The 22,584-nt window shown below is 73.6% G+C and carries 17 protein-coding genes and 1 pseudogene; 9 read left to right on the forward strand and 9 right to left on the reverse strand.

The window, feature by feature from the left end; genetic code table 11:
* Nucleotides 1-1,278: pseudogene (locus BI06_RS51200) on the forward strand (hypothetical protein); the annotation flags it as partial.
* 51 nt (nt 1,279-1,329) lie between these two features.
* Here the strand turns inward: BI06_RS51200 and BI06_RS26545 are convergent.
* Entirely contained in the window at nt 1,330-4,464 is a 3,135-nt protein-coding gene (locus tag BI06_RS26545; RefSeq protein WP_051741905.1) for a BTAD domain-containing putative transcriptional regulator, read from the reverse strand.
* A 185-nt stretch (nt 4,465-4,649) separates the two neighbouring features.
* Between BI06_RS26545 and BI06_RS26550 the strand changes: the two genes are divergently transcribed.
* Nucleotides 4,650-5,114, forward strand: coding sequence for a carboxymuconolactone decarboxylase family protein (locus BI06_RS26550; protein ID WP_082558695.1), 465 nt, complete (start codon nt 4,650-4,652; stop codon nt 5,112-5,114).
* Between the two features lie 67 nt (nt 5,115-5,181).
* Entirely contained in the window at nt 5,182-5,856 is a 675-nt protein-coding gene (locus tag BI06_RS26555) for a DinB family protein (protein WP_082558774.1), read from the forward strand.
* A 97-nt stretch (nt 5,857-5,953) separates the two neighbouring features.
* Here BI06_RS26555 and BI06_RS26560 read toward each other — a convergent pair whose 3' ends face one another.
* The 3 genes from BI06_RS26560 to BI06_RS26570 form a co-directional block, all read right to left on the reverse strand.
* Nucleotides 5,954-6,346: a YciI family protein gene (locus BI06_RS26560; protein ID WP_037778695.1), complete on the reverse strand. Its 393-nt coding sequence runs from the start codon at nt 6,344-6,346 to the stop codon at nt 5,954-5,956.
* Nucleotides 6,347-6,692: 346 nt separating this feature from the next.
* The gene (locus BI06_RS26565) at nt 6,693-7,481 is read right to left on the reverse strand and encodes a hypothetical protein (RefSeq protein ID WP_043472110.1); all 789 of its coding nucleotides are present in this window, start codon (nt 7,479-7,481) and stop codon (nt 6,693-6,695) included.
* A gap of 120 nt (nt 7,482-7,601) precedes the next feature.
* A complete protein-coding gene (locus BI06_RS26570) occupies nt 7,602-8,075 on the reverse strand; it encodes a MarR family winged helix-turn-helix transcriptional regulator (RefSeq protein WP_051741908.1) in 474 nt (157 codons plus the stop codon).
* Between the two features lie 108 nt (nt 8,076-8,183).
* On the opposite strand from BI06_RS26570, the gene BI06_RS26575 reads away from it, so the two are divergent.
* The 3 genes from BI06_RS26575 to BI06_RS26585 all read left to right on the forward strand — a co-directional run bounded on the left by BI06_RS26575 (nt 8,184) and on the right by BI06_RS26585 (nt 11,954).
* Nucleotides 8,184-9,299 carry a substrate-binding domain-containing protein gene (locus BI06_RS26575; protein WP_030391159.1) on the forward strand — a complete coding sequence of 372 codons (1,116 nt, stop codon included), beginning with the start codon at nt 8,184-8,186 and terminating at the stop codon, nt 9,297-9,299.
* Nucleotides 9,300-9,405: 106 nt separating this feature from the next.
* Nucleotides 9,406-10,938 carry an APC family permease gene (locus BI06_RS26580; RefSeq protein ID WP_082558696.1) on the forward strand — a complete coding sequence of 511 codons (1,533 nt, stop codon included), beginning with the start codon at nt 9,406-9,408 and terminating at the stop codon, nt 10,936-10,938.
* Entirely contained in the window at nt 10,935-11,954 is a 1,020-nt protein-coding gene (locus BI06_RS26585) for an acetamidase/formamidase family protein (protein ID WP_043472114.1), read from the forward strand. Before BI06_RS26580 ends, BI06_RS26585 begins: the two co-directional genes overlap by 4 nt.
* A gap of 3 nt (nt 11,955-11,957) precedes the next feature.
* On the opposite strand, the gene BI06_RS26590 is transcribed toward BI06_RS26585, so the two are convergent.
* Nucleotides 11,958-12,386 (reverse strand): SgcJ/EcaC family oxidoreductase, encoded by a 429-nt coding sequence (locus BI06_RS26590; protein WP_030391162.1) that lies wholly within the window; start codon nt 12,384-12,386, stop codon nt 11,958-11,960.
* A 384-nt stretch (nt 12,387-12,770) separates the two neighbouring features.
* On the opposite strand from BI06_RS26590, the gene BI06_RS26595 reads away from it, so the two are divergent.
* The gene (locus BI06_RS26595) at nt 12,771-13,814 is read left to right on the forward strand and encodes an isopenicillin N synthase family oxygenase (protein ID WP_082558697.1); all 1,044 of its coding nucleotides are present in this window, start codon (nt 12,771-12,773) and stop codon (nt 13,812-13,814) included.
* 8 nt (nt 13,815-13,822) lie between these two features.
* Here the strand turns inward: BI06_RS26595 and BI06_RS26600 are convergent, their stop codons facing one another.
* On the reverse strand, nt 13,823-15,019 hold the full coding sequence (locus BI06_RS26600) for an IS110 family transposase (protein ID WP_043463675.1): 1,197 nt from the start codon (nt 15,017-15,019) through the stop codon (nt 13,823-13,825).
* Between the two features lie 447 nt (nt 15,020-15,466).
* Between BI06_RS26600 and BI06_RS26605 the strand changes: the two genes are divergently transcribed.
* Nucleotides 15,467-17,014: a hypothetical protein gene (locus BI06_RS26605; RefSeq protein WP_043472120.1), complete on the forward strand. Its 1,548-nt coding sequence runs from the start codon at nt 15,467-15,469 to the stop codon at nt 17,012-17,014.
* A gap of 108 nt (nt 17,015-17,122) precedes the next feature.
* Nucleotides 17,123-17,857, forward strand: a complete 735-nt coding sequence (locus BI06_RS26610) for a MerR family transcriptional regulator (protein WP_233290299.1) — start codon at nt 17,123-17,125, stop codon at nt 17,855-17,857.
* A gap of 12 nt (nt 17,858-17,869) precedes the next feature.
* Here BI06_RS26610 and BI06_RS26615 read toward each other — a convergent pair whose 3' ends face one another.
* From BI06_RS26615 to BI06_RS26625, 3 genes are all read right to left on the reverse strand, one after another.
* Entirely contained in the window at nt 17,870-20,056 is a 2,187-nt protein-coding gene (locus tag BI06_RS26615) for a 3-hydroxyacyl-CoA dehydrogenase NAD-binding domain-containing protein (RefSeq protein ID WP_043472123.1), read from the reverse strand.
* A gap of 54 nt (nt 20,057-20,110) precedes the next feature.
* On the reverse strand, nt 20,111-21,325 hold the full coding sequence (locus BI06_RS26620; protein ID WP_030391167.1) for an acetyl-CoA C-acetyltransferase: 1,215 nt from the start codon (nt 21,323-21,325) through the stop codon (nt 20,111-20,113).
* A 91-nt stretch (nt 21,326-21,416) separates the two neighbouring features.
* Nucleotides 21,417-22,559: an acyl-CoA dehydrogenase family protein gene (locus BI06_RS26625; protein WP_030391168.1), complete on the reverse strand. Its 1,143-nt coding sequence runs from the start codon at nt 22,557-22,559 to the stop codon at nt 21,417-21,419.
* Between the last annotated feature and the right edge of the window lie 25 nt (nt 22,560-22,584).

Raw genomic sequence — 22,584 nt, forward strand, 5'->3', positions numbered from 1 at the left:
TCGATCGGCACCGGGTCGCTCCTGGCCGGCACCGGGCCGCATCCGCTCGGGACTGCGGCGCGCGAACTGCTCCTGGTGGAGACCGTCGCCCCACCGAAGCGTGCGACCGGATGGCGGGCGACGCTCTTCGGCAGCCGCCGCCGGACCCTGCTCGCGACGGGCGCGGCCGTGCTGTGCTGCGCCGTCACCGCCGGCACGGCCGTCGTACTGCACCAGGACGGGAAGCGGGCCGACGTCGTGGCGGGGGCGGCCGCCGCGGGAGCACCGGGCGACCCCGTCCGGGCGGACCCGCTGTCGGCGGCCTCGGCCGGACCGGCCTCCGACCCGGGCGCGGCCTCGCCCTCCCCCGCCGCCCCCTCGCCTTCCGCCTCCCTCCCGCCCGGCATACCGGGCGCCCAGTTCCCCGAGGCCGGTGTCGGCGCCGGAGCGGTGGGCGGGGCGGCGGGCGGCGCGGGTGCCGGAGCGGTCGGCGGAGCCGGGGGCCCGGTGGCCGGATCGACGGGCGGTCCCGCGAGCCGGGACACCGCGCCGAACGCCTCCGGCGCCACGGCCCCCGGAGCACCCGGCGGTCCCGCCGCTCCCCAGGCCCCGGGCTCGGCGGCGGGCGGACCGGGCACCCCCGGCACCGCCGCCACGAACCCTCCCGAGCGGCCGTCGACACCCTCCGACCCCGTCTACACGGCCGCCCCGCCGCCGGGCGACCCGGCCTACACCACCGCGCCGCGCCGGACCGTCCCCCCGGCGTACACGACCTCCACGCTGCCGCCCGCCCCGGTGTACACGCCGCCGGCGCCGTACACACCCCCGGCGTACACCGCGGGCCCGCCCTACTCGACACCGCCGATCAAGCCGCCGACCCAGCAGCCCGGCCCGCTGCCCCCGCGCGCCCGGCTCTCCAACGCCGGGGCCGTGCTCTACAACCTGGCGTCCGTGGACCGGGACGGCAACCCGGTGGTCGTCGTTCGGGACGACGGCGGCCCCGGCGGCGTGTGGCAGCTGGCCGCGCGGGCCGGGGGCGGGTACTCCCTCCTCAACGGCTCCAGCCGGTTCGCCAAGGTCCTGGACCTGGAGGAGAGCCATGCCCTGACCAGGCTGTCCCAGCCGGTGCCCGACCGGACGAACCAGGCCTGGACGTTGGTCCCGGTGTCCGGCGGCTATCTGCTGGGCGTCCTGGGGGATGCGCTGCACTGCCTGTCCGCGGTCGGTCCGAACACGCCCGCCATGCTCCGTAGCTGTGAGGCCTCCGCCGACCAGATCTGGACGGTCACCGCGGCCTGACCCCGCCCCCGGCGGCGCCGGGCCCTCCCTCCCCGCTCCCGGCCCGACGGCTCAGGCCGGGAGCCAGGAGGGCCAGCGCCGCCGGGGCAGCCCCGTCGGGTGGTCCTGGCCGAGCAGGGGCACCAGGCGTTCGGCCTCGGGCGAGCCGATCGGGGCCAGGATGTCGTGCGCCTCGGCCCAGCAGGCCCGGGCCCGCGCCCGGACCTCGGCCGGCACCGGATCGTCGGCCGGCACCGGATCGTCGGCCGTACTCGGCAGCACTCCGGCGCCCGGGGAGCCGGCCGCCCCCGGGCCATCGGCCAGGGCGTCGCCGAGTGCGGCCAGGGCCAGACCGCGGCCCCGATGGTCGCCGTCGAGGGTCAGCGCCTCGACGGCGCGTTCCGCCGCCTCGACCGCCTCCGGGCCGCGCCCGGCCGCGCGCAGGGACTCGACCAGCCGCAGCAGGATCCGGCCGGTGCGCCGGTGGTCGGCCGGGTCGGTCAGGGCCAACGCGGCCCGCCGGTGGGAGACCGCCCCGTCGTGGCGGCCGAGGTCGTGGGCGATCGATCCCAGCGCTTCCCGGGCCCGGGCCTCCAAGGCGTGGTCGGCCAGTTCATGACTGACCAGCAACGACTGGTCGATCACCCGGCCCGCCGCGTCGTAGCGCCCCTGCCCGGCGAACGCCCCGGCCAGGTCGAGCAGTTCGGCGGCCAGCGCCCGCCGGTCCCCGGACCGCTCCCGGACCGCGACCGCCGCCGAGAAACCGGCCACCGCCTCCTCCGCCCGGCCGAGTTGGACGAAGCAGGCCGCGAGCGAGCCGTGCGCCAGGGCGAGCAACGGCTCCGGCAGCCCGTGCGCGGTGCACAGGTCGCGGGCCCGGAGCAGTTCGGAGAGCGCGGAGGACGCGGAGCCGACCTCGGTCAGCAGCCGGCCGAGCACCAGTCTGGCCCGGGCCTCGGCGGTGCGGTCGCCCTGCTCCAGGGCCGAGCGCAGCAGGGCGTTGGCGGCGTGCCCGAGCGGCCGGGCGGCACGGCCGGAGTCCACCGACAGGCAGACGCCCAGGAGGAGTTCGGCGAGGCGGTCGAGTGAGGGCGCCGCCCCGGCGGCCGGGCGCGGCAGCTTCGCGCACTGGCTCACCAGCGCGCCGACGGCCACGTAGTCCCCGGCTACGGCCGCCGGGATGCTGGGGCCGGCCGTCACCCTCGCGTGGTGGTGGTCCACCAACCGGGCCAGCACATCCAGTCGCTCCGCCTCCGCCTCCGCCTGCGCCTCTGCCCCTGCCTCTGCCCCTGCCGCCCCCTCCGCCTGCACCCCGGCGGCGTCGCCGCGACCGAGCCGCTGGGCGAACGCCCGCAGCAGATCGTGGTAGCGGTAGCGGTCCGGGTTCGCCGCGATCTCCAGCATCGAACAGTCCACCAGGGACTCGGCGAGCTCCTCGGCCGCGGCCGCCGGCCGGTCCAGCACCGCGGCCACCTCCCCGGGCGACAGGTCCGGCACCTCCGGAACCGCCAACAGCCGGAACGCGCGCGCCTGTTCGGCGTCCAGCTGGTCGAAGCCGAACCGGAACGAGGGCTCCACGGCGAGGTCCCCGGCCCGCAGCGCGTCCAAGCGGTAGCGGTCGCCGCCGAGTTGCTCCACCAGCCGGGCGATGCTCCAGCCCGGACGGCAAGCCAGCCGGGCCGCGAGGATCCGCACCGCCAGCGGCAACTGCCCGCAGAGGCGCACGAGTTCGCGGGCCGCCTCGGGCTCGGCCGTGACCCGCTCGCCGCCCACCGTCCGGCTCAGCAGGGTGACGGCCTCGTCGGCGGACAGCACCGCCAGTTCGGTGAAGCGGGCGTTGGGCAGCGCCCCGATCCGGGTCCGGCCGGTGATCAGGACGGCGCAGCCCGGGCTGCCCGGCAGCAGCGGCCGGACCTGTTCCGCGTCGCGCGCGTTGTCGAGCAGTACGAGAACCCGCCGTCCGGACAGCAACGAGCGGTAGCGGGCGGCGCGTTCGGCCAAACCCGTCGGGATCGCCCCGCCGACCACGCCGAACGAGCGCAGGAAGACCGCCAACGCGTCCTCGGGCCGGGTCGGACGGCCGTCGGTGCCGTGCAGGTCGAGATGGAGCCGGCCGTCCGGGAACTCCCCGGCGAGGTCGTGCGCGACCTGCACGGCGAGCGCGGTCTTGCCGACCCCGCCCATGCCCGCGACCGCCGCCACGGGCACGCAGCCAGGCTCCCGCAGGGCGGCCCGCAGCGCTTCGGCCTCCGCCTCCCGGCCGGTGAAATCGGCTACGGCGGCCGGGAGTTGGTCGGGAACGAGCAGAGCGGCCGGATCCGCCCCGGCCGGCCCGGCGGCCTCCCCCGGGAGCGTCGGCGCGACCTCCCCGGCGGCGACGTCCCGGACAGCGGGCACCGTAGGCGTCCGTGCGACGGGCACTGTGAGCGTCCGGTCCGCCGCGAGGATCCGCCCGTGCAGCTCGCGCAGGCCCGGGCCGGGCGCGACGCCCAGTTCGGTGCGCAGCCGGCGGTCCGCCGCGCGGTACGCCTCCAGCGCGTCCGCCTGCCGTCCGGAGCGGTACAGCGCGAGCATCAGCAGTTCGGAGAGGCGCTCGCGCAGCGGGTGCTCCTCGACCAGGGCCGTCAGTTCGGCGACCGCCCCGGTCCACCGGCCGCCCACGGTCCCGCGCGCGGCCCCGGCCTCCGCCTCGGCCTCCAGGCGTGCTTCCAGGACGGCGAGCCGCCGTTCCTCCCACTCCCGGCGCCGACGCTGCACATAGGGTCCGGGCACCCCCGACATCGGTTCGCCCCGCCAGAGCGCCAGCGCCGCCCGCAGTGCGGTGGCGGCCTCGGCGGGCCGCCCGTCGGAGCGCAGCATCCGCGCCCGGGCCACCAGGTTCTCGCACCGGGCGGTGTCGAGGCCGTCGTGGTCGGCCACCAGCAGGTAGCCGCCGCCGAGCGAGGTCAGCACGTCCGGACCGAGGACCCGGCGCAGCCGGTGCACATACGTCCGGATGACGCCGTGGGCGCTGGCCGGCGGCTCGTCGCCCCACAGGTCGTCGATCAGCTGGCCGCCCGACACCTGCCGGCCCGACCGGAACAGCAGGGACAGCAGCAGCCCCTGTTGCTGCGGCGAACCGAGCGGCAGTTCCTCCCCGTCCCGCAGCGCGCGCACCGGCCCGAGCACCTCGAACCCCAGCCCGCCGGACCCCCCGACCTGGCCCACCTACCGACTCCCCCCACACCGGAACGACTCCCCCGTCCGCATGATAACCATCGGCATCCGCCCTGCTCAGATCGGCGGAACCCGGCGACCCGCCGCGCCGGTGGGAAAGGTTGACCTTGAGTGCACTCCAAGTCGTACGGTCGGCGGCACCGCACACCGAGGACCACCAGGGAACGGAGACCCCCATGAGCACCGACAGCACCAACAGCAGCGAGAGCACCAGCAGCGAGAGCACCGGCGCCGAGACCGCCAGCACCAGGCAGGAGCGGTTCGACCGGGGCCTGGCCGTCCTCACCGCCGTCGACGGCGAGGCCGGACAGCGGGTGATCGACGCGCTCGCCGACGTGCACCCCGAACTCGCCCACCAGATCGTCGCCTGGGGCTTCGGCGAGATCTACAGCCGCCCCGGGCTGCAGCCCCGCGACCGGCAGCTGGTGACCCTGGGCATGCTCACCGCGCTCGGCGGCTGCGAACCGCAGCTGGAGGTCCACCTCAACGCCGCCCTCAACGTCGGCCTCACGCCCGCCGAGATCACCGAGGTGCTGCTGCACTCCACCGGCTACTGCGGCTTCCCGAAGGCCCTGAACGCCACGTTCGTCGCCAAGAAGGTCTTCGGCGAGCGCGGGCTGCTGCCCGTCGGGGCGCAGTGAGGGCGGCCCGGCCCCGCCGCCGGAAAATCCGGTGAACGGACCGGGCGGCGGCGGAAGACTGGCCGCCATGACCGAAACCAGGACCGACGCCGAGACCAGGACCGACGCCGAGACCAGGACCGCGACCAGGACCGAGACCGCCCCTCCCGCGGAGGCGTTCAAGAAGGACCTGCGGACCTACCTCCAGGACGCCAGGGACGCCCTGCTGTGGAAGCTCGAAGGGCTGTCCGAGTACGACGTCCGCCGCCCGCTGACACCGACCGGGACCAATCTGCTGGGGCTGGTCAAGCACGCGACGGCGGCGGAGGCCCTCTACTTCGGGGAGACCTTCGGCCGGCCCGTCGAGGCTCCCCGGCCGTGGATCACCGGGGACGCCGAACCGAACGCGGACTTCTGGGCGACCCCCGAGGAGAGCCGGGAGCTGATCGTCGGCCAGTACCGCGCGGCCTGCGCGCACGCGGACGAGACCATCGCCGCGCTGCCGCTGGACGCCGTCGGGCGGGTGCCGTGGGGCGACCGCAGTGCGGTGACGCTGCACCACAGCCTGGTCCACATGACCGCCGAGACCCAGCGGCACGCCGGACACGCCGACATCGTGCGGGAGCTCGTCGACGGCGCGACCGGGCAGCGCCGGGACGGCGAGAACACGGCTCCGGGCGACGAGGCCTGGTGGGCGGCCCACCGGGCCCGGGTCGAGCGGGCCGCCCGGACGGCGGCGGAGAGCGCGGCGGGGCGGTCCTGACACCCCGCGGACGGCGCGGCCGGGCCGCGCCGTCCGGACGGGGGTCCGGTCGGGCTGCCCCCAGGACCCGGCCGGACCGGCGTTCACACGTCGGCGCTCACACCTCGACCGGCGGCTCCGACATGATCCGGCGCACCTCGACCGGCATGTCGAGCGGCTTCCCCTCCGGCCCGGGGGCGGCCGAGACCTTGGCCGCGACCTCGATCGCCCGCTGCTGGGTGGCGCAGTCCACGATCCACCAGCCGGCCACCCACTCCTTGCTCTCCGCGAACGGCCCGTCGGTGACCACCGGCACGCCGCCGCCCTGGGCCCGGACGATCCGGGCGGTCTCCGGCATGTCCAGGCCCTGGGCGTCGACGAGTTCGCCGGTGCCGGCCAGCTCGGCGTTCAGGTCCCGCATGTACTGGACGTGGATCCGGACGTCCTCCAGCGGCCAGTCCTCGACCTTCGGGAAGTCGACGTCCTTCTTGCTGAACTGCATCAACAGCATGTACTTCACGGTTGCGCTCCTCGTTCGTGGTGGGCCTGCACCGAGGGGTCGGAGCCGGCCGCACGGTCTCGACATCGCCGGCCGGAATTCCGGGAAAAATCATTCCACCGCACCTGCTCGGTACCCGGCATCGGCCGACCGCCGGCCGGGGAGCGGCCCTTCCGGCCTTCCGCGCAGCCACGTGCGAGTCCCGGCGACGGAGACGGGCCGAGGGACAGCAGGTTCAGCGGGACGCGCTCTACGAGGGATGTCGACCCGGAACTGCAGGGTTCCGTTCTCGTTCTCCGGACGGGGAGGCGCAGCCGCCCGGCCGGCACTCCCCCAGGCGCCCACCGGCCCGGGCAGGTCAGGCGGCGCCCTTCGCCGGGAGATCGCCGTCGACGACCGACCCCGCGGGCACGGCGGGCAGGACGACCGGCACGTCGTAGTCGGTGAAGTCGAGGGTCATCTTCTTCCCCGCGGACTCGCCCCACCCGTCCTCCATCCGCAGCGGCACCATGGCACCCTCCGCTGCAAGGTGGGCGGTGAAGGCACCCTCCTCAGTGGAGCTCAGCTGGACGCCCATGCTCGCCCGGCCGGCGACCGTACCGGGCTCGCCGGCCAGCGCCTGCCACGAACCGTTCGGATCGCCGAAGGCCGTCAGCCCGGCCAGGTCGCAGAGGTCGCCCAGGGACGAGTACTCCGACCCGGCGGGGATCTTGAACCAGCGGTCCCGGTAGCGCTCGGCGACCGCCGCGCCCCGTATCGCGGTGAGCGTCGCGGTGCTCGGCCGGAACAGCGTCGTCCCCTCGGTGCGCAGGATCTCGAACTGGCCCGTGCCGTCGACGTCGGCCTTGAGTTGGCACTGGCCCTTCCGGTCGGCGGCCAGCTGGACGCCGGTCCTCCGACCGCTGTCCTCGTCGACGACGAATCCTGTCATCCTCAGCGAGGACGCCTTGCCGTACGCCTCCCGCCCCTTGTCCAGCAGGCGCTTCCCGGTCATCGAGGCGACCCGCTCGGTCGGGCTGGGCGAGGCCGGGCTCGACGCGGCAGCGGCAGCGGCAGCGGTGGAGTCCTTGGCGTCGTCACAGGCCGTCGCAGTGAGGGCCAGACCCAGAGCGGCGAGAGCCGCGACGACGGCACGGTTGGCAGGCATGAACGATTCTCCCGGGGCGCGGAAAGCTGATTCGACCCCGCACAATGCAGGCCGGGCCGCCGGTTCGTCAAACGCCGTCCCCGCAGGTCACGCTGGGTGCCGGGTCGGGCAGGCGCCCGGTCAGGCGCCGGTGAGGTGGCGCAGGAGGGGGCCCGGGTCGGGGGTGCCGCAGGCGGTGCGGACGGCGGCGTCGTGGGCGGCGGCGAGGGCGTCGAGGCGTTCGAGGCGGATCAGGCCGCGCCGGGAGAGGTGGGCGGTGATCCGGCGGCGGTCCTGCTCGTCCTGGCGGCGGTAGGCGAGGCCGGCCTCGGTGAGGGCGTCGACGATGCGGCTGAGGCTGGCCTGCGGGATGAGCAGCGCCTGGGCGAGGTCGCCCATCGAGCGGCCGGCGTCGTCGGTGAGGCACCGCATGACCCGCCACTGGTCCAGCGTGCAGCCCTCGGCCTCCAGGCGGGCGGCCAGGTCGCGGGACAGCCGGCGCTGGGCGAGGGTGAGGAGTTCGATCAGCAGCGGCTCGTCGACGGCGGCGGGGGCCGGGGTACCGGGGGTGGAGGCGGCGGGGGCCGAGGTGTCGGGGGTGGCTGGTGGTGTCATGGCCGTCTCGCTCTCCCCGTCGCTCTTCCCGCGGCCGGTCCTGTCGTCCCGCCCGGCCTCGCCGGGCCCGCTTGGCCGGACCGGCTGCCATGACGATACTCGCAAGCCATGGGCGCCGACGTGAAGCTGCTGGAGCCACTCGACGCGCTGTACCTCCCCCGTGAGGCACCGGCGCTGAGGGTGGGCCTGGTCGTGCCGCAGTCCGGCCCGCTCGGCCTGACCGGGCCCTCGGCGCTGGACGGCGCGCTGCTGGCCGCGCACGAGGTGAACACCGGCGGCGGTGTGCGCGGCCGGCCGCTGGAACTGGTGCTGGTGGACGGCGGCGGCCCGCCGGAGGCGGTGGCCCGGGAGGTGGCGCAGCTGCTGGACGCCGGGGCGGTGGACACGGTGGCGGGCTGCCACTCCAGCGATGTGCACCGGGCCGTGGAGGCGGTGACCACCGGGCGGGCGGCGTACGTGTTCACCCCGCCGCACGAGGGCGGGACGCGGCTGCCGGGCGTCCTGTGCACCGGGGTGGAGCCGGCCCGCCAGCTGGCCGGGGTGGTCGAACGGCTCACCGGGCAGCACCGGCTGCGCCGTTGGGCGCTGGTCGGCAACGACTACATCTGGCCCCGCTCCGTGCACCGGACGGCCGGGTCGGCGGTGGCCCGGGCCGGAGCGCGGGTGGTGCTGGACCGGCATCTGCCGTTCGGGACCACCGAACGGGGACTGGAGCCGCTGCTGGACGCGCTGCGGACGCTGCGGGCGGACGCGCTGCTGCTGAGCCTGATCGGCGCCGACCTGGTGCGGTTCAACCGGGCGCTGCGCCGCACCGGCCTGGACCGGCGGCTGGTGCGGCTGTCCGGCGCGCTGGAGGAGAACAGCCTGCTCGCGTACGGCGGGGACACCACAGGCACGCTGTACGCCGCGATGCCGTCGTTCGTGAGCCTCGGGGAGGAGCGGCGGGTGCGGCTGGCCGAGCGGCACCGGGCGGTGTTCGGCCCGTACGCGCCGGTGCTGGACGCGTACGCGGTGGGCCTCTACGACGGGCTGCACCTGGTGGCGGCACTGGCGGCGCGCGGGGAGCTGGTCGCGGACGGGGGGCTCGCGCGGGCGGCGGCGCGCCTGCTGTGCGGGGAGGGCCCGGCGGTGCGGCGGGCGTGGGCGCGGGCCCCGCTGGGACCGGCCCGGGAGGGGGTGCACCTGGCGCGGGCGGAGGGCCTGGGGTTCACCGTCCTGCCGTGAACGGTGGAGTACCCGGGCGACCTCCCGCGAAAACCCTTCCATTTGGAAATAACTGGCTCTAGTGTCTCCCACCACCACCCCGGGTCGTCACGGAAGCGAGCCCCCCATGTCCGAAGCACCCGCCCCGCCCTCCGGCCCGTCCGGCCCCACCAGCCCGTCCGCGCCCACCAGCCCGTCAGCGCCCGCCGACCCCTCCACGCCGGCCGACCCCTCCGGCCCCGCGGGCATCGAGGGCTACGGCTACCGGCAGGAGCTGCGCCGCTCCCTGCGCTTCACCGACCTGCTGGTCTACGGCCTGGTCTTCATGGTGCCGATCGCCCCCTTCGGCATCTTCGGCAGCGTCTTCCAGGGCTCGGGCGGCATGGTCGCCCTGGCGTACGGGCTCGGGATGGTGGCGATGATGTTCACCGCCCTCTCCTACGCCCAGATGTCGCGGGCCTTCCCGATGGCCGGCTCGGTGTACACCTACGCCGGGCGCGGCATCGCGGCCCCGGTCGGCTTCCTGGCCGGCTGGATGATCCTGCTGGACTACGTCCTCGTCCCCGGCCTGCTGTACCTGATCGCCGGTGTGGCGATGAACTCCCTGGTGCCGGCCGTCCCGGTCTGGCTGTGGCTGGTCGGCTTCGTGCTGCTCAACACCGCCGTCAACTACCTGGGCGTCGAGATGACCTCGAAGGTCAACAAGGTCATGCTGGTGGGCGAGTTGCTGGTGCTGCTGGTCTTCGTCGGCTTCGGCCTGGCGGCACTGGCCGCCGGAAAGGGACGCGGCTTCGACTTCACGCCCGTCTACAACTCCCAGACGTTCTCCTGGAGTCTGGTGTTCGGCGCGGTCTCGGTGGCGGTACTGAGCTTCCTCGGCTTCGACGGGATCTCCACCCTCTCCGAGGAGAACCGGGACTCCACCCGGGCCATCGGCCGCTCGATGATCGCCGCCCTGCTGCTCGCCGGTTCGCTGTTCATCGCCCAGACCTGGATCGCCTCCCTGCTCGTCCCGGACCCGAACGCGCTGATCACCGAGGGCGATCCGGACGGCACCGCCTTCTACGACGCGGCCCGGGTCGCCGCCGGCGGCTGGCTCGCCACCGTGACGGCCGCCGCCACCGCCGTCGCCTGGGGCTTCGCCAACTCCCTGGTGGCCCAGGCCGCCACCTCCCGGCTGCTGTACGCGATGGCGCGGGACCGGCAGTTGCCCGCCTTCCTCGCCAGGATCCACCCGACCCGCCGCGTCCCGGTGAACGCCACCCTGCTGACGGCGGGCGTCTCGCTCGTCCTCGGCCTCTGGACGGCCTCGCGCGAGGACGGCATCACCCTGCTGTCCACGCTGGTGAACTTCGGCGCGCTGACCACCTTCCTGGTCCTGCACGTGTCCGTGGTGGTGCACTACCTGGTGCGGCGGCGCAGCCGGGACTGGTGGCGCCATCTGCTCGCCCCGGCCGCCGGATTCGCCATCCTGGCGTACGTGGTCGTGAACGCGGACATCGCCGCCCAGCGGCTCGGCTTCGTCTGGCTGGCGATCGGCGGGCTGGTCCTGGCCGGACTGATGCTCTCCGGCCGCCGGCCGAACCTGACGGCGGTCGCCGACTCGCCCTCGCCCGATTCCCCGACCTCCGACTCGCCCCTCAGCAAGGAGAACCAGTGAGCCTCCCCGACGTCGTCACGCTCTCCCCGACCCCCGACGAGTACGCCTACACCTTCGGCGGACGCGCCCCCCTGGTGACCGTCCGGCCGGGCACGATCGTCGAGTTGACCACCGAGGACTGCTTCGGCGGCCGGGTCCGGGGCACCGGCGACCTGCCGAGCGAGGTCTGCGAGTTCCCCTACCTCAACCCGGTGACCGGACCGATCGCGGTGGCCGGCGCCGAGCCCGGCGACACCCTCGCGGTGCACTTCGTGGAGATCACCCCGGCCCGGGACTGGGGGATCTCCAGCACCTTCCCGCACTTCGGCGCGCTCACCGCGACCCACAGCACCGCGATGCTGCACGCCCCACTGGAGGAGCGGGTCTGGGTGTACGAGCTGGACCGGGCGGCCGGAACCTGCCGGTTCCGGGCCCGGGTCGGGGACTTCACCGTCGACCTGCCGCTCGATCCGATGCACGGCACGGTCGGTGTCGCCCCGGCCGGCGGCGAGACCCTGATGTCGATCACGCCCGGCGCGCACGGCGGCAACCTCGACACCCCCGAGATGCGGGCCGGGGCCACCGCCTACTTCCGGGTCAACGTGCCCGGCGGCCTGCTGGCCGTCGGCGACGGCCACGCCCGCCAGGGCGAGGGCGAGGTGTGCGGCACGGCGGTCGAGACGGCGATGCGCACCACGGTCGTGGTCGACCTGATCAAGGGCGGCGGGCCCGCCTGGCCCCGGCTGGAGGACGACCGCTATCTGATCTCCACCGGTTCGGCCCGCCCGCTGGAGGACGCCTTCCGGATCAGCCAGCACGATCTCGTCGGCTGGACCGGGGAGTTGCTCGGCCTGGACACCCTGGACGCCTACCAGCTGGTCAGCCAGGCCGGGCTGGCCCCGGCGGCCAATGTGTGCGACACCAACTACACCATGGCCGCCAAGCTGCCCAAGTCCCTGCTGGGCCGGAGCCGGGCGTACGACGGCCTGCACGACCGGCTCCGGGCGACCGCGGCCGCCCACCTCCGGCACCGGTAGCCCTTACTGCTCCGGGACCACCACGGTGTTCTGATTGGCCGTCAGCAGCCAGCGGCCGTCCTCCTTGGCCATCACGTACAGCGGGCTGCCCTCGTCGCCGACCTGCTCGCCGGCGGCGTCGAGGTACCGCTGGCGGACCTTGACGGCGGCGACGTCGGGGCGGAGGAAGAACACGTGCGCCACCTCGTAACTGGCGGTCCGGCCGGTGCCGGCGAAGGCCCCGGGGAGCACCTTGCGGGTGAACTCGGCGATCGCGTCCCGGCCCAGGAGGACCTTGCCGTGCCCGGTGGTCCAGATCGCGTCCTCGCGGAAGAGGTCGATGAACACCTCCGGGAGTTCGTTGATCTGCGCGTGCTGGACGGTGGCGACAACCTGCTGGATGGCGGCGATCTCGGCCTCGACGGAACCGGCGTTCATGAGTGCGTTGTTCATGTGGACAATCATGGAAGTTGAAGCCCGCTTGAGGTCAAGCCCCGTCCGGGGCGGCGCCCGGCCCCTTGCCGGGACGGCGCGGCGGGAGCACTATCTCGGCATGCCCATGCCATAGAACCCCGCCCCCGGCGCCACCACCCGAACGGTTGATCTAGGCTGGTGACGTGCTCATACTCGTTCGCCGTCGCCACGTGGACCTGCTCCGCGTGACCAGCATGTCCTGTCGACGCTCCAGCTGAACCTCGCACCCCACCCTCAGCGCGGCCCCCACCGGCCGCGTCCCCCCTCCCCGGCCCCGGGCACATCCGCCGCACCAGGCGCGCGTCCCCGGCATTCCCGGTCACCACCGGAGCCGGCCGGGACGAGACCCAGCGGATGTCATCCATGTCGCAGCAGCACCCCACCACCTCCTCGGCCACCCTCCCGACCACCGAGGACGCCCTCCCGGTGATCGACCTCTCGCTCGCCCACGGCAGCCCGGCGGACCGCACCCGGCTGCACGACGCGCTCCGGGCCGCCGCCACCGGTGTCGGCTTCTTCCAGCTCGTCGGCCACGGGGTCACCCCGGCCGAGACGGACGCCCTCACCGACGCCATGCGGGCCTTCTTCACCCTCCCCGAGGCCGACCGCCTCGCCGTCGCCAACCTCAACTCGCCGCACTACCGCGGCTACACCCGCACCGGCGACGAGCGCACCGGCGGCAGCCAGGACTGGCGCGACCAGCTCGACATCGGCGCCGAACTGCCCCCGCACGTCCCCGCCCCGGGCGAGCCGGCCTACTGGTGGCTGGAGGGCCCCAACCAGTGGCCGACGGCCCTGCCGGAGCTGCGCGACGCCGCCCTGAACTGGATCGACCGGCTCGGCTCCGTCGCCCGCACGCTGCTGCACGAGCTCCTCACCGCGATCGGCGCCCGCCCGGAGTTCTACGACTACGCCTTCGCCGGCCACCCGCACCTGCGGCTCAAGCTGGTCCGCTACCCGGGCACCGCCCCGGACGGCGCCGGCCAGGGCGTCGGCGCCCACAAGGACTACGGCTTCATCACCCTGCTCCTCCAGGACACCGTGGGCGGCCTGCAGGTCCAGCGCGCCGACGGCTCCTTCCTGGACGTCCCGCCGATGCCGGGCGCCTTCGTGGTCAACCTCGGCGAACTGCTGGAGGTCGCCACCGACGGCTACCTCAAGGCCACCAGCCACCGCGTGGTCAGCCCGCCCGGCGCCCGCGAGCGCTACTCCGTCCCGTTCTTCTACAACCCGCGCCTGGACGCCCACATCGAGCCGCTGGACTTCCCGCTCGCCCACCACGCCCCCGGCGCCACCCAGGACCCGGCCAACCCGCTCTACGCCGACTTCGGCTTCAACGAGTGGAAGGGCTACACCCGCGCCCACCCCGAGGTCACCCGCCGCCACCACCCCGACCTCGCTTCCTAATGTCGTTGTCAAGCCGCCGTGGTCACTGGAGGTGTGACGTGGTAGCACCGTCGGTCACGGATCAGGGCCCAGAGAACGTTGACCCGTCGGCGGGCCAGGGCCATCACGGCTTGGACGTGCCGCTTGCCCTCCGCGCGCTTGCGGTCGTAGAACTTCCGCGAGTTCGGGTCGCACCGGATGCTGACCAACGCGGAGGTGTAGAAGACGCGTTGGAGTCTGCGGTGGTAGACGGTTGGCCGGTGCAGGTTCCCGCTGACCTTGCCGGAGTCGCGGGGCGCCGGTGCGACGCCGGCGAACGCCGCCAGGGCGTCCGGGGAGGCGAAGCCGTCCAGACCGCCGCCCACGCCGGCCAGGAACTCGGCGCCGAGCACGATGCCGATACCGGGGACGCTCTCGACTATGCCGGCGAGTTCGTGCTCTCGAAACCGGCCCTCGATGAGCTTGTCCATCTCGGCGATCTGCTCGTTGAGGGCCATCACCCCCTCGGCCAGGGTGTGGACCAGCCTGGCGATGGTCTTCTCCCCGGGGACGGAGGTGTACTGGCGCTCGGCGGCCTCGACGGCCGCCTCGGCGAGGGCTCTGGCGTTGCGGACCTTGCGGTTGGCCAGCCACTTCGTCAGCCGTGCGACGCCGGTGCGGCGGATCGCGGCCGGGGTCTGGTACCCGGTCAGCAGCTTGAGCGGACCGGTGTTGGTCACGTCCAGGGCCCTCTCCAGGGCCGGGAACATGCTCAGCAGAGTGCCGCGCAGGCGGTTGACAGCCCGGGTTCGGTCCTCGACCAGGTCGGCCCGTCGGCCGGTCAGCAGCCTGAGCTCGATCGCAGCCTCGTCACCGGGACGGACGGGCTGCAGGTCGCGCCGCATCCGGGCCTGGTCGGCGATCACGTAGGCGTCGCGGGCGTCGGTCTTCCCCTCGCCGCGGTAGCCGTCGGATGCCCGGTTCACCAGCCGGCCGGGGATGTACAGGACCTCCTGGCCTTGCGCGACGAGCAGGCTCAGCAGCAGGGCCGGCTCCCCACCGGTCATGTCGATCGCCCAGGTCACCCGATCGCCGCCGGCCAGGGCGAGAACATCGCCGATCAGCTGCAGCAGCTCGGGCTCGTCGTTGGCGACCCGCCGCGACAGCAGGGTCTTGCCCTCGGTGTCCAGGGCCAGGCCGTGGTGGTGGCCCTTGCCGCTGTCGATCCCCGCCCATATCCGGCTCATCATGCTCCTGACGTGCGTGTTCGTGCTGTTCGTACCACGGACGACCTCGCCGGCATTGCTCTACTCAGCGACTTGCTCGCACTTCCTAATCGGCGGCCGAGTCGTCGTGGGGCACCGGGCGGCAAAGCGACGCAAGCCACGAAACGGCAGCCGCCTGATAGCCACACCCAGCACCCCTGGGCGACCCAACCTTACGAATGGCTCGATCAACCCGGCTCAGAAGGTAGAGCCGCCTGAGGCCGGACCCGGTCCGCCTGCTCCACCGTGTTCCACTCCGGCGCGCGCCCACTCCGACGGGCGCGCGCCGAAACATATCCAAATATCGTTGCAATAAATAATCTCAGTTGTTTTTTGAATTCATAAATCGCTGGCTTTTCGATCAGGAAGCTCCCTAGACTCCGTCCGACCGCCGAACCCGAGGAATTTCGGCGCAAAAAGGGGGCTCACATGACCGAGAACGAACCGGGTTACGACTACTGGTTCCGCCTGGAGATCGAGGTGAGCGGCTCACCGGGCGGCCGGAGCCGGCTGAAGGAGCTTCTCGCCGCACGCGGCTGGATCGTCTCGGCCCCGTCCGGGACGGAGACTGCGGCCGAGGCCGGAAGGGCACCCGAGACCTGGATCGTCGAGGCCGGGGTCAATGGCTCCCGCTGGGGCGCGGCCCAGGTCGTCAAGACCGCGCTGGAACGCGCCCGCCGCGGGACCCCGGTGTCGGTCGAGCTCAAGGTCCTGGAGCCGATCGTCCCCTCCGATCCGCCCCGCACCCGGTGGCTCGCCCACCTTCCGCTCCCCTCGGCCGTACGGCCGGACTGGCTCCGCCGCCCTCTGCTGCGGAGCGGCCTCTTCGACACCGGCCGGGAGATCTTCCTGCCCACCGGACCGGGCGTCCGGCAGGCCGCCGAGCTGGCGACCGTCCGCGCCCTGACCGAGAGCGCCGCACCCCCGCACAACGCCCTCCCCCGGCTGCTCGGCCCGTCCTCCCGGGTCGAGCAGCCGAGTCGACGTCGGCAGCACGTCGTACCGGAGCGGATCGGTCTGCCGATCGCCCTCACCGCGGCCGTCGTCCTGCTGAACCTCGGGACGTGGCTCAACGCGGCACAGCCCCATCCCCTGGCCACGGGGGCAGCCGCCCTCCTTCTCGCCCTGCTGCTCGGCGCCCCGGCGGGCCTGCTCCTGGCCCAGTACGGCACCCACCCCGAACACACCCGGCCGTTGCCGGCCTCGGCCGTCGGCTGGGCGGCGGGCCTGGTCGTGATCGGGACGGGGTTGGCCCTGCCCTTCGCGGCGCCCTCGCGACAGGGCGCCGCGGTACTCACAGCCGTCATGTCCGCCGCGTTCCTGGCCGGGAACGGCCTGCGCCTGCTGTTCCGCAATCTGTCGCGGAAGGCGATGGCAGCCTGGCTCGTCCCCGCACTCCTCCCACTCGCGCTCCCCGTCCTGCCGGTCCCGGGGTTCTCCCTCCACACCTATTACCTCGACTATTTCGACGCCAGCCGCGAGGAGGTGTTCATCCCCGTCAGCTGGCAGCTCATCGCCGACACCAAGGGGATGGTGATCGTGGTGGGCCCGCTCGTCGCACTCGCGCTCCTGGGCTACGCACGACACTTCCACGCCATTCGCGGCGCCGAGGGAATCCCGCTCTGGGGTGGCCTGCTCTGCGTCGCTCTCATGGCCACCGTCGCGGTGTTCTGGGTACAGGTCCTCACCCCGGCGACCGAGGCAGCCGCCGCCGCGGCCACGCAGGCCAGGGCCGGCAGTCAACCCGAGCAGTACTTCGGCATAGCACCGCAGCGGGTCTGCGTGCGCCCGGCCGCCGGCTCCACTGCGCCGCCGTTCCAGGGCAGCGCCGTCAGCCCCGACCACCCGTACCTCGCGTTCCCGTCCTCGGCGGACTGGATCAGGCTCTGGGACTTGACCGACCGCAGCTCGGTCGTCGTAAAGCGGGAGCACTGGCAGATCATCAAGTCGAGCGATCCGAGCTGCCCGGTGGGCTGAGCCGGCGGGGCTCCCGCGGCCCGGAGGCGTTCGCGGGCGTGGACCGGGTGGGACAGTGGTGTCACACTGGCGCTGTCACAGTGGTGGTGCTACGAAGTGGAGGCGGGGGTGGAGGTGCGGCTGACGGTGGACGAGTTGGCGGCGCGGGCGGGGGTGACGGTGCGGACGGTGCGGTTCTACGGGACGAAGGGGCTGCTGCCGCCGCCGGTGCTGGGGGCGCGGCGGGTGGGGTGGTACGGGGCCGAGCACCTGGACCGGCTGGGGCTGATCGAGGAGTTGCAGCGGCAGGGGCTGACGCTGGCCGCGATCGAGCGGTACCTGGCCCGGCTGCCGCAGGACTCCACCCCGCTGGACCTGGCGATCCACCGGGCGCTGGTGGCCTCGTGGACGCCGGAGGTGCCGGAGGAGGCGGGTCGTGAGGAGGTGGAGCGGCGGGCCGGGCGTCGGCTGTCGGAGGAACAGGTCGACCGGCTGGCCGCGATGGGGGCGGTGGAACGGACGGCGGACCCGGAGGTGTTCCGGGTGGACCCGGGGCTGCTCCCGCTGGGGGTGCGGATCCTGGACGTGCCGATCCCGTTGGAGACCCTGCTGGCCGCGCGCGCGGTGGTGGTGGAGCACAGCCGGGCGACCGCGCGGGAGCTGCACCGGCTGTTCCGGGAGACGGTGTGGAAGCCGTACCGGGAGAGCGAGCCGGCACCGGACGACGTGGAGCGGATGAAGGCGCTCACCGACCACATCCAGCCGATGGTGGCGCAGGCGCTGGTCACGGCGTTCCAGCGGTCGTTGCGGGAGGAACTGGGCGAGGCGGCCGCCGAGGACAGGCGGACCGCCCCGCCCGGGTGAGGAGCCTGCGGGTCAGTCGGTGAAGGTGCGCCCCTCGGCGGCGATCCGCTCCAGCAGCACGGGCGGCGCGAACCGCTCCCCGTACGCGGCGGCGAGTTCGCGGGCGCGCTCCGCGAAGCCGGCCGGGCCGCCCGGATAGCCGTTGATGTACTGGAGCACACCGCCGGTCCAGGCCGGGAAGCCGATGCCGAGGATGGAGCCGACGTTGGCGTCCGCGACCGAGGTGAGCACGCCCTCCTCCAGGCAGCGGACCGAGTCCAGGGCCTCGCTGAAGAGCATCCGCTCCTTGAGGTCCTCGAACGGGATGTCCACCTCCGCCCGGGTGAAGTGCTCGCGCAGGCCGGGCCAGAGCCGGCCCCGGGTGCCGTTCTCGTCGTAGTCGTAGAAGCCGGCGCCGCCGCTGCGACCGGGGCGGCCGAACTCGTCCACCATCCGGTCCACCACCGCGTCCGCCGGGTGGGCGGTCCACTCGCCGCCGGCCGCCTCGACGGCGCGCCGGTACTCGTCGCGGATCCGGCGCGGCAGGGTCAGGGTCAGCTCGTCGAGCAGCGACAGCACCTTGGCCGGGTAGCCGGCCTGGGCGGCGGCCTGCTCGACGCTGGCCGGCTCGACGCCCTCGCCGATCATGGCGACGCCCTCGTTGATGAACTGGCCGATCACCCGCGAGGTGAAGAAGCCGCGCGAGTCGTTCACCACGATCGGGGTCCGGCCGATCTGCCGGACCAGGTCGAAGGCGCGCGCCAGCGCCTCGTCCCCGGTCTGCGGCCCCCGGATGATCTCCACCAGCCGCATCTTGTCGACCGGCGAGAAGAAGTGCAGCCCGATGAAGTCGGCGGTGCGCTGCACACCCTCGGCGAGCAGGCCGATCGGCAGGGTGGAGGTGTTGGAGCAGAGCAGCGCGTCGGGGGCGACGATCCCCTCGATCTCCTGGAACACCTTGTGCTTGAGCTCCGGGTTCTCGAAGACCGCCTCGATCACCGCGTCGCAGCCGGCCAGGTCGGCGGCGTCGGCGGTCGGGGTGATCCGGGCGAGCACCTCGTCGCGCTGCGCCTCGGTGCGCCGGCCCCGGGCCACCGCCTTCGCCAACAGGCCCTCGGAGTAGGCCTTCCCGCGCTCGGCGGCCTCGACGGTGACGTCCTTGAGCAGCACCTCGATACCGGCCTCGGCGCAGGTGTGGGCGATGCCGGCGCCCATCATCCCGGCGCCCAGCACGGCGACCCGGCGGACCGTCCGCTTCTCCACCGAAGCGGGCCGCCCGGCGCCGGAGTTGACCGCCTGGAGGTCGAAGAAGAGCGCCTGGATCATGTTCTTGCTGGTCTGCCCGCAGGCCAGCTCGGTGAAGTAGCGGGCCTCGATCGCCATTGCGGTGTCGACGTCCACCTGGGCGCTCTCGACGGCCGCGGCGAGCACATTGCGCGGTGCCGGGTAGGGGGCGCCGGCCAGCTGCTTGCGCAGGTTGGCGGGGAAGGCGGGCAGGTTGGCGGCGAAGGCCGGGGTGCTCGGGGTGCCGCCGGGGATCTTGTAGCCCTTGACGTCCCAGGGCTGGACGGGGGCCGGGTTCGCCTCGATCCAGGTGCGCGCCCGCTCGGCCAACTCCTCCGGGGTGGCGACCAGTTCGTGGACCAGGCCGTGCTGGAGGGCCTGTGCCGGACGGTACTGGCGGCCCTGCAGCAGGAACTTCAGCAGGGCGTCGGTGATGCCGAACAGCCGCACCGTGCGGACGATCCCGCCGCCGCCGGGGAGCAGCCCGAGGGTGACCTCGGGCAGGCCGATCCGGCTGGCCGGGGTGTCCAGGGCGATCCGGTGGTGGCAGGCGAGGGCGAGTTCCAGGCCGCCGCCGAGCGCACTGCCGTTGATCGCGGCGACGACCGGCAGTCCGAGGGTCTCCAGGGTGCGCAGGGCGCGCTTGATCCGCATCGACTTCTCGAAGACGGCGGCGGCGTCCTCCGGGCGGGCGGCGGAGAGCATCCTCAGGTCGCCGCCGGCGAAGAAGGTCTTCTTGGCGGAGGTGATCACCACGCCGCGCAGCCCGCCGGAGGCCCCGAGGTCGGCCAGCCGGGCGACGACGGTCTCGAAGTCGGCGGTGAACGCCTCGTTCATGGTGTTGACGGACTGGGTGGGGTCGTCGAGGACGAGCGTGACCACGCCGTCCTCGGCCTGCTCCCAGCGGATGGTGGTGGTGTCGCCGGTGTCGCTCATGGGGTTCTGGTCTCCTGATGGGGCCGGAAAGGGAGGAGGTCTCGGGGGCGCGGGTCAGACGCGCTCGACGACGGTGGCGATGCCCATGCCGCCGCCCACGCAGAGGGTGGCCAGGCCGTAGCGGAGGTCGCGCCGCTCCAGTTCGTCGATCAGGGTGCCGATGAGCATCGCCCCGGTGGCGCCCAGCGGGTGGCCGAGGGCGATCGCGCCGCCGTTGACGTTCACCTGCTCCGGGGAGAAGCCCATCTCCCGGACGAAGCGCAGCGCGACGGCGGCGAAGGCCTCGTTGATCTCGACCAGGTCGATGTCGGCGGCGGTCAGTCCGGCCTTGGCGAGCGCCTTGCGGGTGGCGGGGGCCGGGCCGGTGAGCATGATGGTCGGCTCGGAACCGGAGACGGCGGCGGAGACGATCCGGGCGCGCGGCCGCAGCCCGTAGCGCTCGCCGATCTCGCGGCTGCCGATGGCGACCAGAGCGGCGCCGTCCACGATGCCGGAGGAGTTGCCGGCATGGTGGACGTGGTCGATGGCCTCCACCCAGTGGTACTTCTGCAGGGCGACGGCGTCGAACCCGCCGGCCTCGCCGATCGCGGCGAAGGAGGGCTTGAGCCCGGCCAGGGTCTCCACGGTGGTGCCGGGGCGGATGAACTCGTCCCGCTCCAGGACGACCAGGCCGTTGCGGTCGCGGACCGGGACCACCGAGCGGTCGAACAGCCCGTCGGCCTGGGCCTTGGCGGCGCGGGCCTGGGACTCGGCGGCGAAGGCGTCGACATCGGTGCGGGTGAAGCCCTCGATGGTGGCGATCAGGTCGGCGCCGATGCCCTGCGGGGCGAAGTTGGTCTCGTAGGCGGTCATCGGGTCGGCGAACCAGGCACCGCCGTCGGAGGCCATCTTCACCCGGGACATCGACTCGACGCCGCCGGCCAGGATCAGGTCCTCCCAGCCGGAACGGACCTTGGCGGCGGCCATGTTGACGGCTTCCAGACCGGAGGCGCAGAAGCGGTTCTCCTGGACGCCGGCCACCGTGTCGGGCAGGCCGGCCGCGACGGCGGCGATCCGGGCGATGTCGGAGCCCTGGTCGCCGACGGGGCTGACCACGCCGAGCACGATGTCGTCGATCGCCGCCGGGTCCAGCCCGGGGAAGCGGCGGCGGATCTCGTGGATCAGGCCGACGACGAGGTCGATCGGCTTGGTGCCGTGCAGCGAGCCGGTGGCCTTGCCCCGGCCGCGCGGGGTGCGGATCGCGTCGTAGACGTACGCTTCGGTGGTCACGGTGGGCAGCCTTTCGGGGCGGGGTACTGAGAACTTGGTTCCGGGAGAGGACAGTTGGAGGGCGAGGCGGCGGCCGGGGGCCGGCCGGGACTCAGCCGAGGACGGAGCGGCCCACGATCTCCTTCATGATCTCGGTGGTGCCGCCGTAGATGGTCTGGATGCGGCCGTCGGTGAACGCCCTGGCCACCGGGTACTCGCTCATGTAACCGTAGCCGCCGTGCAGTTGGAGGCACCGGTCGGCGGTGCGCTTCTGCAGTTCGGTGGCCCACCACTTGGCCATCGAGGCGTCGGCCGGGGTGAGCGCGTAGCGGTTGTGCTCGGTGATGCAGCGGTCCACGAAGGCGCGGGTGACGGCGCACTCGGTGACCAGTTCGGCGATCTCGAAGCGGACGTGCTGGAGCTTCGCCAGCGGCCGGCCGAACGCCTCGCGCCCCTTGACGTACTCGGTGGTGATCTCGACCAGGTACTCCGCGCCGGCGATCGCCGCGGCCGCGATGGTGAGCCGCTCCTGCGCGAGGTTGCGCATCAGGTACAGGAAGCCCTGGTCGAGCTCGCCGAGCAGGTTCTCCTTCGGGACGCGGACGTCCTCGAAGAACAACTCGGCGGTGTCCTGGGCTTTCTGGCCGATCTTGTCGAGGTTGCGGCCGCGCTCGAAGCCGGGCATCCCCCGCTCCACGACCAGCAGGCCGAGACCGTGCGCGCCACCCTCGGCGGTGGTGCGGGCGACCACGATCACCAGGTCCGCGAGGATCCCGTTGGAGATGAAGGTCTTGGCGCCGTTGAGGAGGAAGTGGTCCCCCCGGTCCTCGGCGCGGGTGCGGATGCCCTGGAGGTCGGAGCCGGTCCCGGGCTCGGTCATCGCGATGGCCGTGACGAGTTCGCCGGAGCAGAAACCGGGCAGCCAGCGGCGCCGCTGCTCCTCGGTGGCGAGCGAGGTCAGGTACGGGCCGATGATGTCGTTGTGCAGCCCGATCGCCAGTCCGGACGCCCCGGCCCGGGCGAACTCCTCGGCCAGCACGGCGGCGTAGCGGAAGTCGGCGTTCCCTCCGCCGCCGTACTCCTCGTCGACGGCGAGACCGAGCAGCCCCTGCCGGCCGGCCGCCAGCCAGGCTTCGCGGTCCACGATGCCGGCCTTCTCCCAGCGGTCGTAGTGCGGCAGCACCTCCTTGGCGAGGAACGCCCGGACGGTGCCGCGGAAGTCCTCGTGCTCGTCGGTGAAGAGGTCGCGTTGCACGGCAAACTCCTTGGGAGGGTGGCGG

Source organism: Kitasatospora sp. MBT66, assembly GCF_000710405.2.
GTDB lineage: Bacteria > Actinomycetota > Actinomycetes > Streptomycetales > Streptomycetaceae > Kitasatospora > Kitasatospora purpeofusca.

Coding starts and splice junctions, on each gene's coding strand:
- BI06_RS26550 (WP_082558695.1), top strand. CDS start 4,650: ATGAGCACCGACAGCACCAACAGCAGCGAGAGCACCAGCAGCGAGAGC.
- BI06_RS26555 (WP_082558774.1), top strand. CDS start 5,182: ATGACCGAAACCAGGACCGACGCCGAGACCAGGACCGACGCCGAGACC.
- BI06_RS26560 (WP_037778695.1), bottom strand. CDS start 6,346: ATGCTGTTGATGCAGTTCAGCAAGAAGGACGTCGACTTCCCGAAGGTC.
- BI06_RS26565 (WP_043472110.1), bottom strand. CDS start 7,481: ATGCCTGCCAACCGTGCCGTCGTCGCGGCTCTCGCCGCTCTGGGTCTG.
- BI06_RS26570 (WP_051741908.1), bottom strand. CDS start 8,075: ATGACACCACCAGCCACCCCCGACACCTCGGCCCCCGCCGCCTCCACC.
- BI06_RS26575 (WP_030391159.1), top strand. CDS start 8,184: ATGGGCGCCGACGTGAAGCTGCTGGAGCCACTCGACGCGCTGTACCTC.
- BI06_RS26580 (WP_082558696.1), top strand. CDS start 9,406: ATGTCCGAAGCACCCGCCCCGCCCTCCGGCCCGTCCGGCCCCACCAGC.
- BI06_RS26590 (WP_030391162.1), bottom strand. CDS start 12,386: ATGAACAACGCACTCATGAACGCCGGTTCCGTCGAGGCCGAGATCGCC.
- BI06_RS26595 (WP_082558697.1), top strand. CDS start 12,771: ATGTCGCAGCAGCACCCCACCACCTCCTCGGCCACCCTCCCGACCACC.
- BI06_RS26600 (WP_043463675.1), bottom strand. CDS start 15,019: ATGAGCCGGATATGGGCGGGGATCGACAGCGGCAAGGGCCACCACCAC.
- BI06_RS26605 (WP_043472120.1), top strand. CDS start 15,467: ATGACCGAGAACGAACCGGGTTACGACTACTGGTTCCGCCTGGAGATC.
- BI06_RS26615 (WP_043472123.1), bottom strand. CDS start 20,056: ATGAGCGACACCGGCGACACCACCACCATCCGCTGGGAGCAGGCCGAG.